General features: G+C 61.2%; 14 protein-coding genes. 3 read left to right on the top strand and 11 right to left on the bottom strand.

Translation table 11 applies throughout. The features are described 5' to 3' along the window. Window positions 1-46: 46 nt before the first annotated feature. The 7 genes from EIC84_RS13045 to EIC84_RS13015 form a co-directional block, all read right to left on the bottom strand. Window positions 47-2,968 carry an aconitate hydratase gene (locus EIC84_RS13045; protein ID WP_003063949.1) on the bottom strand — a complete coding sequence of 974 codons (2,922 nt, stop codon included), beginning with the start codon at window positions 2,966-2,968 and terminating at the stop codon, window positions 47-49. A 167-nt stretch (window positions 2,969-3,135) separates the two neighbouring features. Further along, window positions 3,136-4,275 carry a CaiB/BaiF CoA-transferase family protein gene (locus EIC84_RS13040; protein WP_003063951.1) on the bottom strand — a complete coding sequence of 380 codons (1,140 nt, stop codon included), beginning with the start codon at window positions 4,273-4,275 and terminating at the stop codon, window positions 3,136-3,138. Window positions 4,276-4,367: 92 nt separating this feature from the next. Then, window positions 4,368-5,375, bottom strand: a complete 1,008-nt coding sequence (locus EIC84_RS13035) for a tripartite tricarboxylate transporter substrate binding protein (protein ID WP_003063954.1) — start codon at window positions 5,373-5,375, stop codon at window positions 4,368-4,370. A 29-nt stretch (window positions 5,376-5,404) separates the two neighbouring features. Then, a complete protein-coding gene (locus EIC84_RS13030) occupies window positions 5,405-6,583 on the bottom strand; it encodes a M20 aminoacylase family protein (protein WP_003063957.1) in 1,179 nt (392 codons plus the stop codon). Window positions 6,584-6,752: 169 nt separating this feature from the next. Further along, window positions 6,753-7,736, bottom strand: a complete 984-nt coding sequence (locus EIC84_RS13025) for a tripartite tricarboxylate transporter substrate binding protein (protein ID WP_003063960.1) — start codon at window positions 7,734-7,736, stop codon at window positions 6,753-6,755. A 41-nt stretch (window positions 7,737-7,777) separates the two neighbouring features. Next, entirely contained in the window at window positions 7,778-8,773 is a 996-nt protein-coding gene (locus tag EIC84_RS13020) for a tripartite tricarboxylate transporter substrate binding protein (protein ID WP_003063965.1), read from the bottom strand. 94 nt (window positions 8,774-8,867) lie between these two features. Further along, window positions 8,868-10,577, bottom strand: coding sequence for an acyl-CoA dehydrogenase family protein (locus tag EIC84_RS13015; RefSeq protein ID WP_003063968.1), 1,710 nt, complete (start codon window positions 10,575-10,577; stop codon window positions 8,868-8,870). 250 nt (window positions 10,578-10,827) lie between these two features. Between EIC84_RS13015 and EIC84_RS13010 the strand changes: the two genes are divergently transcribed. Further along, window positions 10,828-11,715 carry a LysR family transcriptional regulator gene (locus tag EIC84_RS13010; protein WP_003063970.1) on the top strand — a complete coding sequence of 296 codons (888 nt, stop codon included), beginning with the start codon at window positions 10,828-10,830 and terminating at the stop codon, window positions 11,713-11,715. A gap of 157 nt (window positions 11,716-11,872) precedes the next feature. Here the strand turns inward: EIC84_RS13010 and EIC84_RS13005 are convergent, their stop codons facing one another. The 4 genes from EIC84_RS13005 to EIC84_RS12995 form a co-directional block, all read right to left on the bottom strand. Then, window positions 11,873-12,607 carry an aspartate/glutamate racemase family protein gene (locus EIC84_RS13005; protein WP_003063973.1) on the bottom strand — a complete coding sequence of 245 codons (735 nt, stop codon included), beginning with the start codon at window positions 12,605-12,607 and terminating at the stop codon, window positions 11,873-11,875. A gap of 18 nt (window positions 12,608-12,625) precedes the next feature. Next, window positions 12,626-14,161, bottom strand: coding sequence for an NCS1 family nucleobase:cation symporter-1 (locus EIC84_RS13000; protein ID WP_034361755.1), 1,536 nt, complete (start codon window positions 14,159-14,161; stop codon window positions 12,626-12,628). Window positions 14,162-14,701: 540 nt separating this feature from the next. Continuing rightward, window positions 14,702-15,022 carry a hypothetical protein gene (locus EIC84_RS25985; RefSeq protein ID WP_160162804.1) on the bottom strand — a complete coding sequence of 107 codons (321 nt, stop codon included), beginning with the start codon at window positions 15,020-15,022 and terminating at the stop codon, window positions 14,702-14,704. Window positions 15,023-15,293: 271 nt separating this feature from the next. After that, on the bottom strand, window positions 15,294-15,995 hold the full coding sequence (locus EIC84_RS12995) for a GntR family transcriptional regulator (protein ID WP_003063980.1): 702 nt from the start codon (window positions 15,993-15,995) through the stop codon (window positions 15,294-15,296). 282 nt (window positions 15,996-16,277) lie between these two features. Here EIC84_RS12995 and EIC84_RS12990 point away from each other — a divergent pair, with 282 nt between their 5' ends. Both EIC84_RS12990 and EIC84_RS12985 read left to right on the top strand, forming a co-directional pair. Next, window positions 16,278-16,955 carry a GntR family transcriptional regulator gene (locus EIC84_RS12990; RefSeq protein ID WP_134737317.1) on the top strand — a complete coding sequence of 226 codons (678 nt, stop codon included), beginning with the start codon at window positions 16,278-16,280 and terminating at the stop codon, window positions 16,953-16,955. Beyond that, window positions 16,952-17,563 (top strand): polysaccharide deacetylase family protein (locus EIC84_RS12985; RefSeq protein ID WP_167599001.1); only part of this gene is annotated, 612 nt, incomplete at its 3' end. The genes EIC84_RS12990 and EIC84_RS12985, both read left to right, overlap by 4 nt.

Genomic DNA, 17,563 nt, shown 5'->3' with positions numbered 1-17,563 from the left:
CTGCCTCCGAGGAGGACAGGCCTTTTTGCCTGGCAAGCGGGCGCAATCAGGCCAGCAACTGCCTCAGCACATAGGGCAGGATGCCGCCATGGCGGTAGTAGTCCACCTCGATGGGGGTATCGATGCGCAGCTTCACGGTCACGGTTTTCTTGCTGCCATCGGGCCTGGTGATCACCAGCTGGGCATCGCTTTGCGGCGCGAGGTCGGCGGCCGGGATCACATCGATGAACTCCTCGCCCGTCAGACCCAAGGTTTGCCAGCTGTCATTGCCCTTGAACTGCAGCGGCAACACGCCCATGCCCACCAGATTGGAGCGGTGAATGCGCTCGAAGCTGCGCGCCACCACGGCCTTGATGCCCAGCAGTTGCGTGCCCTTGGCCGCCCAGTCGCGGCTGGAGCCCGTGCCGTACTCCTCGCCGGCCAGCACCACCGTGGCACGGCCCGCGGCCTGGTATTTCATGGCCGCGTCGTAAATGGCCATCTTCTCGGCCCGGCCATGGTCGTCGCGGAACAGGGTGACACCGCCCTCCTCGCGCGAGCCGTCGCCTGCGGCGGGGATCATCAGGTTCTTGATACGCACATTGGCAAAAGTGCCGCGCATCATCACCTCGTGGTTGCCCCGGCGCGAGCCATAGCTGTTGAAGTCGGCCTTTTGCACGCCATGCTCGAGCAACCACTTGCCTGCGGGCGAAGACTCCTTGATGGAGCCTGCGGGCGAAATATGGTCGGTGGTGATGGAATCACCGAACAAGGCCATGATGCGAGCACCGTGCACCGCGCTGGAGTTGGAGCCTTTCTGACCTGCAGCGCTGCCCCCGTCTTCGGGTGGTGCTTTCAAATCCAGAGCAAAGTCGGCAAAGAACGGCGGCTCGGCGATATAGGTGCTCTCGGGCCAGGTATAGGTGGCGCCCGTCACACCCCGAATCTTTTCCCAGAGCTTGCCCGGCTCGCTGGCCACCTGCTCGTAATTGCTGCGGAAGGCCTTGCCATTCATGGCGAACTTGAGCAGCTCCTGAATCTCCTCGCTGCTGGGCCAGATGTCGCCCAGATACACATCCTTGCCGCCCTTGCCCTTGCCCACGGGCTCGGTCATCAGGTCTTTGCGCACCGTGCCGGCAATCGCGTAAGCCACCACCAGCGGAGGGCTGGCCAGGAAGTTGGCCTTGATATTGGGGTGAATGCGGGCCTCGAAATTGCGGTTGCCCGAGAGCACGGCCGAGCAGACCAGATTGTTCTGCGTGATGACGGCATTGATCTCGGGGGTGAGATCACCGGCATTGCCGATGCAGGTGGTGCAGCCGTAGCCAGCCAGCGCAAAGCCCAGTTTTTCCAGGTAGGGCAGCAAGCCCGCCTCGGTCAGATAGCGGGTGACCAGGCGAGAGCCCGGGGCCAGCGAGGTCTTGATATGCGGCTTGACCTTGAGGCCTGCCTGCACCGCCTTCTTGGCCAGCAGGCCCGCCGCCAGCATGACGCTGGGGTTGGAGGTATTGGTGCAGCTGGTGATGGCTGCAATCAGCACATCGCCGCTGCCGATATCGAAGCTCTTTTCCGGCGCTGCAACCGCATGACTGGCATCAACAGCAATCGCACTGGCCTCGACCTTGCCGGTCTCGGGCGTGTTGCTCACCATCTCGGCCTTGTTGCGCTCCGCACCAGCCGACAGGGGTTTGCTCTCGGGCTGCAAGGCCTCGGGACCATCGGGGCTCACCACGTGGCGACGCGCCAGCTGATCGGCAGGGAGATTGAAGCCATTCTGGGCCACGGGAGCGCTGAACAGCTCGTCGAACTGCCCGGCCACATGGCCGATCTCGATGCGGTCCTGCGGGCGCTTGGGCCCGGCCAGACTCGGTGCCACCTTGCCCAGATCCAGCTTGACCACATGCGAGTAGTCGATTTCGCCGGCCTTGGGCACGCCAAACAGCTGCTGGGCCTTGAAGTAGGCTTCGAAGGCCTGAATCTCGCTCTTGGTACGTCCCGTTCCCTTGAAGTACTCGATGGTCTTTTCATCGACTGGGAAGAAACCCATGGTCGCCCCATACTCAGGAGCCATATTGCCGATGGTGGCGCGATCCGGCAGCGACAGGCTGCGCGTTCCTTCGCCAAAGAACTCGACGAACTTCCCGACCACTTTTTCCTTGCGCAGCAGCTCCGTGACGGTGAGCACCAGATCGGTGGCCGTCACGCCTTCGCGCAACTGGCCGGTCAGCTCGAAGCCCACCACATCGGGCGTGAGGAAGTACACGGGCTGGCCCAGCATGGCAGCCTCGGCCTCGATGCCGCCCACACCCCAGGCCACCACGCCTATGCCGTTGATCATGGTGGTATGGCTGTCGGTGCCGACCAGGGTGTCGGGGTAGTACACCGCATCACCCTTGCCGCTCCTCGCCTTGTGCACGCCGCGCGCCAGGTATTCCAGATTGACTTGGTGCACGATGCCGAAGCCCGGCGGCACGACACCGAAGGTGTCGAAGGCCTGCATGCCCCATTTCATGAACTGGTAGCGCTCCTGGTTGCGCTGGAACTCCAGCTTCATGTTCAGGTCCAGCGCCTTCTTGGTGCCGAAGTAGTCCACCATGATGGAGTGGTCCACCACCAGGTCCACGGGTACCAGCGGCTCGATGGACTTGGGCTTCTTGCCCAGCTTGGCAGCGGTGCTGCGCATGGCGGCCAGGTCGGCCAGCAAGGGCACGCCGGTGAAGTCCTGCAGCACCACGCGCGCGACGACAAACGGAATCTCGTCGACCCGCTCGGCCTTGGGTTGCCAGCGCGCCAGCTGCGCCACATGCTCCTCGGTGATCTTGTTGCCGTCACAGTTGCGCAGCACCGATTCGAGCACGATACGAATCGAGACCGGCAGGCGCTTGATCTCCGGGAACTGCTTGGCCAGGGCCGGCAAGGAATAGAACTTGCCCTTCTTGCCCTCGGCCAGTTCAAAGGACTTCAGGGTTTTGGCAAAAGCATGCGACATCGTGAGACTCTCCATGGACAGAACACAGGGAAAACGCTTTTGCATTCCATTGTGCACACAATGCCCATGAAAAGGGTGGGACAGGGCGCCGGCAACGCAAACCGGCTCACATGGGCGCAAGAAAAGAAAGCCCGCGCGGGGCGGGCTGGAGTCGCGCCGAAGCAATCTCAGGCGCCGGCGTCCGGCAGAAACTCCTCTCCTTCGCTCAAGGGCGCAAAGCGGTAGCTGGCCGGCGTGCGGCTGAGCTTGACCGGAGCGCCCAGCCCCTGGTATTGGCCCATCGTCACCACCATCTCGCGGTGTACGGTATGCGGATGCTCAAGCGCCTGAGCTACATCGAGCACCGGCGCGGCAGGCACGCCGATGGCCATCAGCTCGTCGGCAAGCTTCAGGCCATCTAAGGGCGCAAACGCCTGCTCCAGCAAGGGCTTGAGCTCGGCTCTATGGACGGAGCGCTGGCCTGCGCTGGCAAAGCGCTCGTCCTGCGCCAGTCTCTCCTGCCCGACATGCTGGCACAGCAACCGGAACTGCCTGTCGTTGCCCACGGCCAGAAAAATGGGAGCACCGCCTGTGCTGAGAACGTCATAGGGATAGATATTGGGATGTGCATTGCCCGAGCGCTGCGGCAGCTTGCGCCCCATGAACCAGTTGGCCGCATGGGGATGGAGCAGCGACAGCCCGGAGTCGTAGAGCGAGGCATCCACCAGTTGCCCCTGTCCGCTGCGCCCCCGCTCGTGCAGGGCCAGCAGCACGCCTATGGTGGCATTCAACCCCGTCACCATGTCCACCACCGGCAGTCCCACGCGCAGCGGGTCGCCGTCGGCTTCGCCATTGATGCTCATGATGCCGGCCATGGCCTGGATGGCGGCGTCGTAGCCGGGCAGGCTTCCCAAAGGGCCGTCGGCGCCGAAGCCCGTGACGCGGCACCAGATCAGATGCGGCAGCTCTTCGCGCATCTGCTCATAGCCTATGCCCCATTTCTCCATGGTGCCGACCTTGAAGTTCTCCACCACCACATCGGCCTCGGCCATCAAGGCGCGCACGCGCTGCTGGCCTTCGGGCGCGGACAGGTCGAGAAACTGGAGGCGCTTGTTGCGGTTCAAGCCGAAGTAATAGGAGGCCACGCCGTCGCGAAACGGAGGCCCCCAGGTGCGGGTGTCATCGCCCTGCGGCGGCTCCACCTTGAGCACATCGGCGCCATGGTCGCCCAGTATCTGGCCGCAGAACGGCCCGCCGAGAATGCGTGACAGATCAAGCACCTTGACGCCCTGCAGGGCTCCGGCACCAATCGTGGCTGGATTGTGCATGTTTCACTTTCCGACAGAATGCGGGCCCATGGCCTGCGTGTTGATCAAAGATTGCTCGTGGGCTTGCACCGCCAGTCGCGGCAGCCCATGTCTCAGGCCAGAGGCTTTCGGCCCACGCTGCGCACCAGCGCGCTCAGGCGCTGATGGATGGCATGGAAGCTCTGGTCCGCCTCTAGCTGCGAGGCAACAGGCTGGCGCAGGTGCTTGCCCTCCAGTTCCAGCTTGGCGCGGATTTCCGGATTCACCAGCGCCTGCCCTATGGCACTGCGCAGCGCGGCCACGCGGTCGGCGGGTGTGCCCTTTTTCACGAAGTAGCCAGCGCTGACCGTGTATTCGAAGTCAGGGCTGAGGCGGCTTTGCGATATCAGCGGCACATGGGTTAGCTCCTTGGGTAAGACCTTGGAAAAGCTGGTCAGAATCTTCAGTCGCCCCTGCTTGGCCATGCCTTCGAAGCTTGCCTGATAAGGCAGGATGGCGAAGTCCACCTGCCCTCCTGCCAGGTCCTGCAGGGCCGGCGCGCCGCCCTTGTAGGGCACATGCAAAAACGGCAGCCTCAGTCTGGCTGCGAGAGCATCGCCCATGAGGTTGTACATGGAGTCCACTCCCACCGTGCCATAGGTCAGCGGGCCGTTCTTGCTGGCGCGTGCATATTCGATGAACTCGTCATAGCTGTTGACCGGCAGCCCGCTCTTGACCATGAGCACTATGGGCGACTCCGTCGTGGGAGCGGCCAGCGTGAAGTCCCCCGGCTTGTAGCGCGCTGCCGTATTGAGCATGGGCGCCAGGAAGATCTCGTTGGCCGAACCATGGAAGAACATATAGCCGTCTGCAGGCGCGTTGAGCACCTTGGCTGCGGCAATCAGGCCCGTGCCGCCGCCCAGGTTCTCCACCACCACCTGCTGCCTGATGCTGCGGCCTATGGATTCGGCAAAGATGCGCGCCGCCGCATCGCTGGCCCCACCTGCGGGAAAAGGCACCATAAGGACCAGAGGCTTGGCCGGAAAGCTTTCTGCAGCCCGGACCCAGCTCGAACCTGCCGCCAGGGCAACCGTCTGCCATAGCGTGTGCCGCATAAAGCCGCGGCGGTTCCATGTGTTCATCTCTTCTCTCCCGTTCAAGGTGCGACCGCTCAGGCCAGATAGCTTTGCACCAAGTGCGTCCAGAAGGCCGCACCTATGGGCAGGGCCTTGTCGTTGAAGTCGTACAGCGGGTTGTGCACCATGCAGCCTCCGTCCTCCCCCACGCCATTGCCCAGCCGGATATAGGCGCCGGGGCGCTTTTGCAGCATGTAGGCAAAGTCTTCGCTACCCATGGTCGGCGTGCGCTCGCCCACCTTGTCCTCGCCCAGCAGGCGTATGGCCACCTGCCGCGCGTATTCGGTCTGGGCTGCGCAATTCACGAGCACCGGGTACTTGTGCACGTAGTCGATGTCGCAGCTGAGCTGATAGCTCTCGGCCTGGGCCTGCACAAAGGCCTTGATGCGCTTTTCCACCCAGCTGCGCACGTCCGGGTGCAGGGCTCGCACGCCGATCTTGAGCACGGCGCTTTCAGGCACGATGTTGAAGACCTCGCCGGCCTGGATGGAGCCCACCGTGATCACGGCCGCCTGCTGGGCATCGATCTCGCGCGTGATGATGGACTGCAGACCCAGCACGATGCTGGCCGCGCACTGCATGCTGTCTATGCCGTGATGCGGCATGGCGCCATGGGCGCTGCGCCCGCGCAGCGTAACGGTCACGCGGTCGAACGAGGCCATGGCCGGTCCCTGGCTGATGGCCATCCGGCCCACGGGCAGGCCCGGTGCGTTGTGAAGCGCATAGATCTCGTCGCAGGGAAACAGCTCGAACAGGCCCTCGTCCACCATGCGCATGGCGCCGCCTTCGTTCTCCTCGGCCGGCTGGAAGATCAGGTTCAGCGTACCGTTGAAATCGAGCTTCTCGGCAACGTACTTTGCCGCGCACAGCAGGATGGCGGTATGTCCGTCATGACCGCAGGCGTGCATTTTCCCGGGCAGGCGGCTGGCGTAGTCCAGGCCTGTTCTTTCATGGATAGGCAAGGCATCCATGTCCGCGCGTATGCCCAGCGACTTGCTTCCCGAGCCCTTTTTGAGCACGCCGACCACACCGGTGACACCCAGGCCGCGGTGCACGGCATAGCCCCAGCGAGCCAGGGATTCGGCCACCATGTCGCTGGTGCGCGTCTCTTCGAAGGCCAGTTCGGGATGCGCATGAATGCTGCGGCGGATCTCCACGAACTCGGCAGCAACGGACTGCAGTTGGGCGAGCAGAAGGGAAGTTGAAGAAGTCATGGCTATGGATAGTTGAAATACCCCGGCTCATGTCTTGCATGGGCTCTCGGGCAATGGCAGGCAGTGCGCAACAGTGTCCTCCTCACGGCCGAGGCGAGGAGTTTCGAAAAGTTCTAACACGTCCACCCTTCGATGGCATGCCTGCGCTTGCGCCCAAGCGACAGCGCCATCAGTCAAGCTTCACGCCGGCCTTTTGCACCACCTCGCTCCATTTGTCGAGCTCGCTCTTCACGAAGCCGGCCAGATAGGCGGGCTGGGTATCCGCGCCGCGCTCCAGGCCCTGGGCCGCAAAGGCTTTCTTCACATTCTCGGAATCCAGCGCCTTGGCATAGGCCTGATTGAGCAACTCCACCCGCTCCACCGGCATGCTCTTGGGGCCGACCACGCCGAAGAACACGCTCACGTCGTAGCCGGCCAGACCCTGCTCGGCGATCGTGGGGATCTGGGGCATGGCGCTGGAGCGTTTGGCCGTGGCCACGCCAAGGGCCTTGACCTTGCCGGCCTTGATATAGGGCATGGCCGTGAGGATGTCGGTGAAACTCATGTCCACCTGACCGGCCAGCAGGTCGTTAAGCGCCGGCCCGGTGCCCCTGTAGGGCACATGCTGCAGCTGGGTGCCGGCCAGGCCGTTGAACAGCACACCCGCCAGATGGGATGAAGCGCCATTGCCCGAAGACGCGAAATTGAGCTTGCCGGGCTTGCTCTTGTCCAGCGCGATCAGCTCCTTGACGTTGCCGACGCCCAAATCCGGCCGAACCACCAGCACATTGGGCAGATAGCCCACGTAGATGATGGGCGTGAAGCTGGTGCGCGGGTCGTAGCTGATGGACTTGTACAGCGGTTTGTTGATGGCCAGCGGACCCGAAGTACCGAACATCAGCGTATAGCCGTCAGGCTTGGCACGTGCCACGAAGTCCGCTCCGATATTGCCGCCGGCGCCGGCCTTGTTCTCCACGATCACGCTCTGGCCCAGCTCCTTGGTCAGCTCGGTAGCCAGAATGCGCGCCATGGCGTCGGTAGGGCCGCCAGGCGGAAACGGCACGATGAACGTGATGGGGCGTGTCGGGTATTTTTCCTGGGCAAGTGCGGGCAGTGCTGCCGACAGGGCGGCGGATGCCATCAGGCCCAGCGCTGCGCGTCTGGCTTTATGCATGTCTGTCTCCTTGGAAGGGGGTTGCCGATGAACTGGGAAAATCACTGCGGGGTGCCGCTGGCAACGGCCTTGAAGCGCTCCATGCGCGTCTTCTCGCGTGCGTAGGCGCTCCTCGCGTACTGCTCGAACTCTTGCGGACTGCGGTAGTTCAGCGGCTGATTGAGTTGTTCGAGGATCTTGCGCCCCTGCGCCGACTCCAGCCCCGCCTTGAAGGCGTCATGAATGATGCGCAGCCGCGCCGGTGCCAGGCCGGCAGGGGCGGCAATGCCATAGGGCGACTCGATCACCGTGTCCACGCCCAGCTCTCTCAAAGTGGGCACCTGAGGGAACTGCGGAACACGGCTGGACGTGAACATCGCCAGGTAGCGCAATCGGCCCGACTGGATATGCTGGGAGGCTACGCCGGAGAGCACGCCCGCATCGATGTGGCCGCCCAGCAGGTCGCTGGCCTGCTCCGAGTCTCCCTTGTAGGGCACGCGATTGAGCTGCAGGCCCGTGGACTGCACCAGCTCGCTGAGTACGATGCTGGGCGTTTGCACCGGACCAGCCGCACCGACGGAGATCTGGCCGGGACGCCTGCTCGCATCTTCGGCAAACTCCTTCCAGCTCTTCCACGGTGCTTCCCGACGCACAGCCAGCCCGAAGGTGTAGTCGGTCATGCCGATCACGTAGCTCAACTTCAGGGGGTCGAAGCTCACCCGGTTCAGATACGGTTCGCGATAGACACTGGCAGGCAGCACCGCCAGGGTGTAGCCATCCGGCTGAGCCCGCGCCAGCTCCACCGCACCAAACGTGCCGTTGGCGCCTGGCTTGTTCTCTATGACCACCAGTTGTCCCAACAGCTGCGAGGCTTGCTGTGCCACCACCCGCAAATGCGCGTCCGTCGGTCCGCCAGCGCCATAGGGCACCACCAGGCGTATCGGCCGAGCCGGATAGGAGTCGCCCTGAGCCTGTGCGGCAGAATGGGCTGCCGCCAGCAGCACTGCTCCCGAGGCTGCAGCCAGCAGCCTTCGGCGCTCTCTTGCGTGATTGCGCATATTTGTCTCCTTGCAGAAATAATCCGAGAGCCAATAACGCCTTTTCACGAAGCGTTTCAGCGGTTTCTTCTACTTATTTCAAGGCCGCCGGCAATCACTCCAGCCACTGCGCCGGCACGGCAGCCACATCGTCCAGCGGATCGCGTGGCAGCACACGGTGCAGCAGCACCAGTTGCGACAGGCGCAGGCGCTCGTTTGATCCGGTCTGTGCTGCTTCCCAGGCCATGGCGATGGCCGTGGTGCAGTTGTAGAGCGCTGTGGCGGCCTGGCGGGCCAGCACTTCGCCGCCGTCCCGAGCGGCCCTGTCAGCCAGGATGCTGGCGCGGGCCAATGCATCTTCCAGCGCCTGGCGGTAACCGGGCACCAGGCGGGCATGATCGAGCAAGCCATGCAGATACTGCTGCAGCACAGGTAACGAGCCTTCGCGCTTGATGGCGCGGATCACGTCCAGCGCCACGATGTTGCTCGTGCCTTCCCAGATCGAGCCCAGGTGGGCATCGCGCACCAGGCGCGGATCGCTCCACTCCTCGATATAGCCGCAGCCGCCGCGCACTTCCATCGCATCGCCGGTGACCTTGCGTGCATCGCGGCAGGCGCGGAACTTGATCAGCGGCGTCAGAATGCGCAACAGCGCATAGGCATCCGGCTGGCCCGCATCGGAGCGCATCAGCGTCTGCGCGGTCTGGAACACCATGGTACGCGCCTGCTCGGCGGGAACGCGCAGCTTGTCCAGCTGGCGCTGCATCAGCGGCATCTGCTCCAGGCGCTTGCCAAAGGCAATGCGTTCATGGGCGATGAATTCGGCCTCGGCCACAGCGCGGCGCATCATGCCGGCGGAGCGCACACCGTTGGACAAACGCGAGTTGTTGACCATGTCGGCCATCTGCACAAAGCCTCGGCCCTGCTCGCCCACGAGATAGGCCACGGCGCCGTCCATGCGGATCTCGCCGCTGGCCATGGACTTGGTGCCCAGCTTGTCTTTGAGGCGGATGATGCGGTAGCGATTGGTGCTGCCATCGTCCAGGGAACGCGGCAGCAGAAACAGCGAGATGCCCTTCATGCCCGGCGCCCCGCCCTCCACACGAGCCAGCACCATGGCGAACTCGGCATCGGGGTTGGAACAGAACCACTTGTCGCCGGTGAGAAGCCAGGAGCCGTCGGCCTGAGGGGCGGCCATAGTCAGCGTGCCCGCGATGTCCGAGCCTGCGGCCTGCTCGGTCATGAACATCGCGCCCTGGGCCTGCTTCTCCCAATCCAGCGAGAGCAGCTGAGGCAAATACTTGCCCACCAGCTCGGGGGTACCGTACTTCTTGAGCGTGCGCGTCAGCGAATCGGTCATGGACAACGGGCAGCACAGGCCGAACTCGGACTGCACGAACAGAAAGGTCAGTGCGTACTTGACGATGGGCGGCATCTTGCCGCTCCAGCCCAGCATGTCTTCCCGGTGCGAAATGGCTTGCAGACCGAACTCACCGTAGGCGATGCGCTCAAGCTCTTCATAGGCTGGATGCTTGATGATGCGCTGGCTGTCCTGGCCCGCGCGGCTGCGATGCTCAAGCGTGGGCGGATTCCTGTCGGCAACGCCGGCCAGCTCGTCGATGCGCCCACCGGCCAGCTCACCCATGCGCTGCAGATAGGGCTGCAGATGGGCCAGCAGATCGGCTGGCAGATAAAGCGCCAGCAGCGACTGCAACTCAGGATCAGTGGCGTAGAAATTGGCACCGTGGCGATCAGGCACGGGATGGGCTGCAGCGCGGACAGCCTGGGCCATGACATGCACCTGGCTCTTATCGTTAGCGGACATGAACGTCTCCTGCTGAATTCGAATATCCCTGAGGAGCTGAGCCCCCTCTCATCGGAAAGAGGACGACAACCTCGCTACAGGGCTTACCTTGCTTGCCGTCTCTGGGTTAGGCCATGACGAACTCAGGCGATATGTACCGCACACAAATCCGGCAATTGAGGCAAGGACTGCCACGAATTTCAGCACCCTCATATATTCACGTCAAATATTATTAAAATCTTTCTCAATACTTTTTAAATATCAATAAATCATGGAACTGAGGTTGCTGCACTACTTCGTCACCCTCGCCGAAGAACTTCATTTCAGCCGTGCGGCGCAGCGGCTGTCGATCTCCCAGCCCCCGCTGTCCGTTGCCATCAAGCAGCTGGAGCAGGAACTGCAGGCCCAGTTGTTCGAGCGCAGCAGCAAGGGCGTACGGCTGACTGCGGCCGGTGAACATCTGCTGGACAAGGCGCGCCAGCTATTGGCTCTGAGTCAGCAGGCCGCACAGGAAACGCGCGACGTGGCCCAGGGCACGCGCGGCCATCTGCGCCTGGGCTTCGTCGGATCGAGCCTGTACCGCGGCTTGCCACAGGCGCTGGAGCGGTTCCAGCATGACCACCCCCTGGTGCGCGTGGACATGCTTGAGGCCAACAGCGCAGAGCAAATCCTGGACCTGCAGCAAATGCGTCTGGACATGGCCCTGGTCCACTCCATACAACCTCCCGAAGGCATTGCCAGCCGGCTGCTGATGGAAGAGCCTTTCGTGGTCTGCCTGCCCGACCGCCACCCGCTGCACGCCAGCGCCGCCATCGATCTGGCCGAACTCAAAAACGACCGTCTGATCCTGTTCTCCAGTCTGGTCTCGCCCACCTATCACCAGCGCATCTACGAGATGTGCCTGGCCCATGGCTTTGCACCCGAAGTACGCCACGAGGTACGGCACTGGCTGTCGGTGATCTCGCTGGTTTCGCTGGGTCAGGGCGTGGCCCTGGTGCCCCAGGCGCTGACGCGCGTGGGCATGCCGCGCCTGGTGTTTCGTCCGCTCAAAGGCTCACACCCATCTTCGGAGATGCTGGCCATGTGGCGTCGTACGCCGGCCAATCCGCTGGTGCAGGCATTGCTGGCCTGCCTGCAGCAGGCCGTGACGGAACTATGAGGCCAAGTCAGGACTCATCATCGCTGACCGGCAGGCCTGCCCGGATCTGCTTCAACGCTTCACCGCCGAATTCTTCGAGATAGCATTGGCTGCTCACAAGGAACGCTTATTTGCATGGAAATAAGGGGCCGGGACAATTTACACAACTCCGGGCAATTCATCCTGCGACCTGGCTAGTGAATGGGAAGCCGGTCACGCGCTTGGCTCGGGGGGGAGCGTAGGTACGGACCTTGGAAGTGCTCAGGCCCAGGCGCACCAGCGACTCGGCAATGGTCACGGCCGCAGCTACTCCATCGACCACTGGTACACCGGTCAGTTCACGAATCCTGGCATCCAGTTCGGCCATGCCTCCACAGCCGAGGCAAATGACTTCAGCATGGTCTTCGCTGACGGCAAGGCTGGCTTGACGAACAATCGCTTCAACCGCGCGCTCGGGTTGAGTCTCCAACTCCAGCACAGCCATGCCGCTGGCGCGAACCGATGCACAGCGCTCGTCCAGGCCGGCAAGCTTGAGTCGATCCTCGATCAATGGCACAGCCCGATCCAGCGTCGTGACCACCGAGTATTTGTGGCCCAGGAACATGGCCGCAGTGGCCGCCGCCTCGGTGATATCCACCACGGGAACGTCCAGCAACTCCTGCAGGCCCTCGCGGCCATGTTCACCGTAGCCGGCTTGAATGACTGCATCAAAGGGTTGTCCATAGCTCATCACGGCATCCATCACACCTACCGCGGCAAGATAGCTCTCAAAATTCCCCTCGACCGATTCGGCACCAAAGCGCGGGGTCAGCGCGACTATCTCTGTTCCAGGCGCAGCAACCTTCCGAGCTTGCATGCCAATGGCATGGGTCATCGACTCGGTGGTGTTCACGTTCACGATCAAAATGCGCATGATTTTCAACTTTCCTTCTCAGTGTTTGGCGGAGGCTACGGAAATGGCTTCGCCATCCTGGTCTTCGTAGGTGAGACCTTTCGGTGCAACCATCCAATAGAACAAGGCACCCAGTCCGGCTGCGATGAACCAGGAGAACTGGGACAGCGATTGCAGCGTCGGCAGGAATGCAAAGAGCAGCGAGATCAGGGATGAAGGAATCAGGGCCTGAATTGCCTTGGGGTTGATGCCATTGCGGTAGTGATAAGGGCCTGCAGGGTCGTGTGTATAGAGAGCCGGAACGTTCACGCGCTGTTTGCGGATCAGCCAGTAGTCAGCCATCACGATGCCGAACAGCGGTCCCAGAAATGAACCCAGCCCTCCCAGGAAGTAGACGATGACCAGCGGAGAGTTGTAGAGATTCCAGGGCAGGATCACGAAACCGAGAACCGCACTGACAAGCGCTGCCCGGCGGAAGTTCAGATGCCGGGGCATGAGGTTTGCCAACGCCAGGGCAGGAGCCACGAAATTGGCCATCAGGTTCACGGCGATGGTCAAAATCAGCAACGAAAGACTGGCCAACATCAACAGCGGCTTATTGGGAATGTTCTGGACGATGTCGGTCGGGCTTTGAATCAGCGTGCCATCGATGGCAAGCTGGCCGCCTGTCAGGATGACCACGATCAAGCCGAAGATCAGCATATTGATCGGAATACCCCAGAAATTGCCTTTCACCACGGCGCTGCTTGAGGTGGCTGCGCGTGTGAAATCACAGAAGTTCAGCACGAAGGTGCCGTAGATCGCCACCCATAGCGAAGCAGCGCCCAGGATCTGCAGCCACATGGCTCCGCCACTGCTTGCAAATGGGGCAGACCAATGCAGAGTCCATTTGGCGCTGTAGAAGATCCATCCTGCCAGGGAAATGAAAGTCAACAGAATTACAGGTCCGGCAAAGGCTTCGTACTTTCGGATGCTCTCCATGCCCCAGCAGGCAATGAGAACCTGCACAACCCACAGGATGGAAAAGCTGATCCAGCCCAGCAATGGCAGGCCCAGCACGACTTGCTCTTTCAGCGACTGCAAGCCGGGAAACAGCGTGATCAGCATCACGTCGAGGACCATGGATGCCAGGTAGGTTTGAATGCCGAACCACGCAATGGCGACTCCGCCGCGGATCAATGCTGGAATCTGCGCACCGCGTGTACCAAAGCTGATGCGGCTCATCACCGGAAAGGGAATCCCTGTACGGGTCCCCATAAAGCCCGAGAGGGACAGCAGCACGAACAGAAATGCCGCACCCAGCAGAAGCGCCATCAGAATCTGGTGTCCTCCCAGCCCAAGCGTGAAAAGACCGATGGCAAACGCGTAGTTGCCGAGGCTGTGTACATCGTTGGCCCAAAGAGTGAACAGGCTGTAGCTCCCCCAGGTACGCCCCTCTTTCGAGGTAGGTGCCAGATCGTGGTTGTACAGCGCCGGAGAAACTCCGGCCGGCAAGCCTTTATCTCGCTTTGGGCTGGTGGTGTTGGCCCCCGAGGTTAATGACTCGCCATGGGTGTCCAGTACTAGGTTGTTCATATGCCGCCTTCCATCAGGGTGCTCCGTGGAGCCCCTTTGCCATGACCTCATTTCGGCTGAGCAGGTCATGCTTGTCTACCGTTATTAGCGGCTACGGGCGACGCAGGCCTGCAGCCATGTTTTCGCTGCTGAAGAGCTGTGATGCTTATGAAGCGAATCGAATCTGCCTCATGTCCACTGCTTCAGCAAGCTTGTCCAGAAATGCTTTGAACACATCACTGACATGCATGCAATGTATACAAGACATGAATTCAAGATGCTAGTAGGAACCCTGGTTCTATCGGCCAGAGACATTGGTTCGATGGAGTCCTCAGATGGGAGGACGAACGGTCACTTGCAGGCGCAGCAAGCCCTGGCGTGCATTTCTTCCCTGGGCGAGGTGCTGAAACCTACACTTTGATCATGGCTGTTTTGCGTAGATACCCATCTATGAACCTCTCCATGATCCGCGCTGAGCAAAGCCAGGTTGCTGTGCGTATCAAGAGGCCATAGAAAATACTCTCGAAGTCACACACCGGAATGAGTACCAGTAGTCACTGCTCAGTTGTTGCAAAGCCGGCATTCAGCCCGCATCCATCGCAGCAATATCGCCCGCCAGTGAGCAATCGGCGCCGATGCTCCCATGGCTTCGAGATCAGTTGCGATGCCGGGCAGGACAGTGAGCGCTGCATTCACCAAGGACGGCTGCAGTCGAGATAGATGGATAGTCCATTCGGCGGGCAATGCGGAGACCAGCGCTTTGTTGCGATCGGTGGCGTTGGCAATTCTTGCTGGAAGACCATTCCACGATGCGATGGCTATCCATGTGGTTTCATGGCCCTGATTGAAACCGTTCCGGCGTCTATCCGCAACGCGAGCCATTCCAGGTCCTGGTCGAGGAACTGGCATAGCGCCGGAGCCATGATCACCATGGGCCGAGGCGGCTCCTTGATGAATGCTGCCGGGCATGATCAGCGAACGCGTAAGTCATCACCGGCACAGATGGCGAGCTCAATCGCCCCCTGGTAGGGACAAGCGCTTCAAGCCTCAATATTGGCTCGCCGCAAAGTGTTGGGAGCTCGAGATCGGCAAAGCGGCCGAGCGGCTCAACCAGGCCGGATCTCGCCAAGGACTCCCATCGACTTTGAAACGCCTATTTGGCTGAAGACGAATCTTCAGGAGCCAGAATGGAGCGGAGTCGGTTGCGTGCTCCGCGACGACCAATCAAGCTTTCATCAAGGCGCGATGCCAATGCATCGATGTGAGCAATCATTAACTGTTCAGCCCGCAGATTGTCTCCAGCCGCCAGCGCCTCAACAATGGCGGCGTGATCGTCATTGAAGACTCGGGCCTCGGTCTTCGACTGGTATAGATCTGAAATCAGAGTTGTTCGTGCCGAGAGATCGACCATCATAGAAGTCAGGAACCGATTGCCCAGACACTCTGCCAAGCAAATATGAAAGTCGGCCAGCAGCCAGCTGCGGGCTTCTGCGTCCCCACAGGCAATGGCTTTGCGCTCTTCGGCGATGTGCTTACGCAGGCGTTTCAGTGTTGCCTGCAAGGGTTGACCAGCATCACGCAGCATGCCCGGCTCAACGACGCGCCTCGCTGCATAGGTTTCCTGAGCCTCCTCAAACGAAGGCTCTGCAACATACCAGCCAACCCTGGAGCGGACCTCCACAAATCCCCGGGTCTGAAGGTGCATCAAGGCCTCGCGGACCAGGGTGCGGCTGACCTGAAACAAGTCCGCAATGTCTTGTTCACCCAGTTTCTCTCCCGGACGAAGCTTGGCTGTCAGGATCGACTCTATGAGACGCTCGGCGATCTTGGTTTTGGTGATGACTGGAGTACTCATTAAATTGATTTTATGCGACCGAGCTGTTACGAAGTTGAGGATAGGAAGCGTCAATAAATTCGACCATGCCCGCAATGGCAGGTGATAAATCTTGCGCTCCAGAGAGCATGTTGCGGAGCTGGCTGAAGGAAGAGCGTAAGTTAAATATGCCTGGCGGGCTATTCGTCTTTCTTCTCCTGCGATTGCCTCAAGAAACGTCCGATATACCTTAAGGGAGAATACCTAGCTTTTCTACAATCAACCTTGTATACAAGTGTTGAGTTCAAGATTTATGATGAAGCAATGGAAACCTCACTCACCTGGTCCATTGCAGAAAGTCTGACCAAAGCAATTGTTGAACATCGACTGATGCCCGGCACCAAGTTGCCGGAACAGAAGCTGGCCAATCATTTTGGTGTTTCCCGCACTCTGGTTCGCCAGGCTTTGTTTCAGGCATCACAGAACCGGCTGATCACGCTCGAGCCCACGCGCGGAGCCTTTGTGGCCACGCCCTCGGTGGATGAGGCGCGCCAGGTCTTTGCTATGCGTCGCATGCTCGAAGCCGAAATGGTGCGCAATTTCGCCGCGCAGCAGACACCCTCCCGCTTGTTGGAGCTCAAAGCGCATGTGGCGGCCGAAAGGAAGGCCATGGAAGCCAATGACGTGGGCCAGTGCACCGAGCTGCTGGGCGACTTCCATGTGCGCATGGCCGAGCTCATGGGCAACGAGGTGCTGGCTCAACTGCTGGGCGAGCTGATTTCCCGCTGCGCATTGATCACCCTGATGTACCAGTCTGCATCGGCGGCCGAACATTCGCACGAAGAACATGCCGACATCGTGACCGCACTGGTTGCGGGCGATGCCGAACATGCGGTGCAGCTGATGCAGCTGCACCTCGATCACATGGAAGAAGGTCTGTCCTTTAACCGTACTTTGCCAACGCACGATTTGTCGATGGCACTTTCATCCGTATCCCTATGACTTACGATTCCACCGCCTCCTACCCACGCGACCTGATTGGCTACGGCCGCAACACGCCCCATCCCGAATGGCCCGGCAAAGCCCGCGTGGCCGTTCAGTTCGTGCTGAACTACGAAGAAGGCGGTGAGAACCATATCCTGCATGGCGACCCCGGCAGCGAGCAGTTTCTGTCGGAAATGTTCAATCCCGCCAGCTACCCGGCCCGTCACATGAGCATGGACGGCATCTATGAATACGGCTCGCGCGCCGGCGTCTGGCGCATCCTCAAGGAGTTCGAAAAGCGCGGTCTGCCGCTGACCGTGTTCGGCGTGGCCACCGCCCTGAAAAAGCATCGCGAGCTGGCCCAGGCCTTTGACGAGCTGGGCCACGAAGTGGCCTGCCACGGCCTGAAGTGGATTCACTACCAGAACGTGCCCGAGGAGATCGAGCGCGCCCACATGCAGCAATGCGTGGACATTTTTAAAGAGATCTACGGCGCGGGCGGCGACCACGGCCTGGGCTGGTACACCGGCCGCGACAGCCCCAACAGCCACCGCATCGTGGCCGATGCCGGTCGCTTTACCTACGACAGCGATTACTACGGCGACGACCTGCCTTTCTGGATGAAG

Origin of the sequence: Comamonas sp. A23, assembly GCF_004522605.1 — a bacterium.
Lineage (GTDB): Bacteria > Pseudomonadota > Gammaproteobacteria > Burkholderiales > Burkholderiaceae_C > Comamonas > Comamonas thiooxydans.
The sequence above is the reverse complement of the archived record's forward strand: the minus strand, read 5'-3'. Positions and strand labels throughout refer to the sequence as shown.

What these genes read in the sequence shown, in the direction of transcription:
- EIC84_RS13045 (WP_003063949.1), bottom strand. Translation starts at nt 2,968, where the DNA reads ATGTCGCATGCTTTTGCCAAAACCCTGAAGTCCTTTGAACTGGCCGAG.
- EIC84_RS13040 (WP_003063951.1), bottom strand. Translation starts at nt 4,275, where the DNA reads ATGCACAATCCAGCCACGATTGGTGCCGGAGCCCTGCAGGGCGTCAAG.
- EIC84_RS13035 (WP_003063954.1), bottom strand. Translation starts at nt 5,375, where the DNA reads ATGAACACATGGAACCGCCGCGGCTTTATGCGGCACACGCTATGGCAG.
- EIC84_RS13030 (WP_003063957.1), bottom strand. Translation starts at nt 6,583, where the DNA reads ATGACTTCTTCAACTTCCCTTCTGCTCGCCCAACTGCAGTCCGTTGCT.
- EIC84_RS13025 (WP_003063960.1), bottom strand. Translation starts at nt 7,736, where the DNA reads ATGCATAAAGCCAGACGCGCAGCGCTGGGCCTGATGGCATCCGCCGCC.
- EIC84_RS13020 (WP_003063965.1), bottom strand. Translation starts at nt 8,773, where the DNA reads ATGCGCAATCACGCAAGAGAGCGCCGAAGGCTGCTGGCTGCAGCCTCG.
- EIC84_RS13015 (WP_003063968.1), bottom strand. Translation starts at nt 10,577, where the DNA reads ATGTCCGCTAACGATAAGAGCCAGGTGCATGTCATGGCCCAGGCTGTC.
- EIC84_RS13010 (WP_003063970.1), top strand. Translation starts at nt 10,828, where the DNA reads ATGGAACTGAGGTTGCTGCACTACTTCGTCACCCTCGCCGAAGAACTT.
- EIC84_RS13005 (WP_003063973.1), bottom strand. Translation starts at nt 12,607, where the DNA reads ATGCGCATTTTGATCGTGAACGTGAACACCACCGAGTCGATGACCCAT.
- EIC84_RS13000 (WP_034361755.1), bottom strand. Translation starts at nt 14,161, where the DNA reads ATGAACAACCTAGTACTGGACACCCATGGCGAGTCATTAACCTCGGGG.
- EIC84_RS25985 (WP_160162804.1), bottom strand. Translation starts at nt 15,022, where the DNA reads ATGGCTCGCGTTGCGGATAGACGCCGGAACGGTTTCAATCAGGGCCAT.
- EIC84_RS12995 (WP_003063980.1), bottom strand. Translation starts at nt 15,995, where the DNA reads ATGAGTACTCCAGTCATCACCAAAACCAAGATCGCCGAGCGTCTCATA.
- EIC84_RS12990 (WP_134737317.1), top strand. Translation starts at nt 16,278, where the DNA reads ATGGAAACCTCACTCACCTGGTCCATTGCAGAAAGTCTGACCAAAGCA.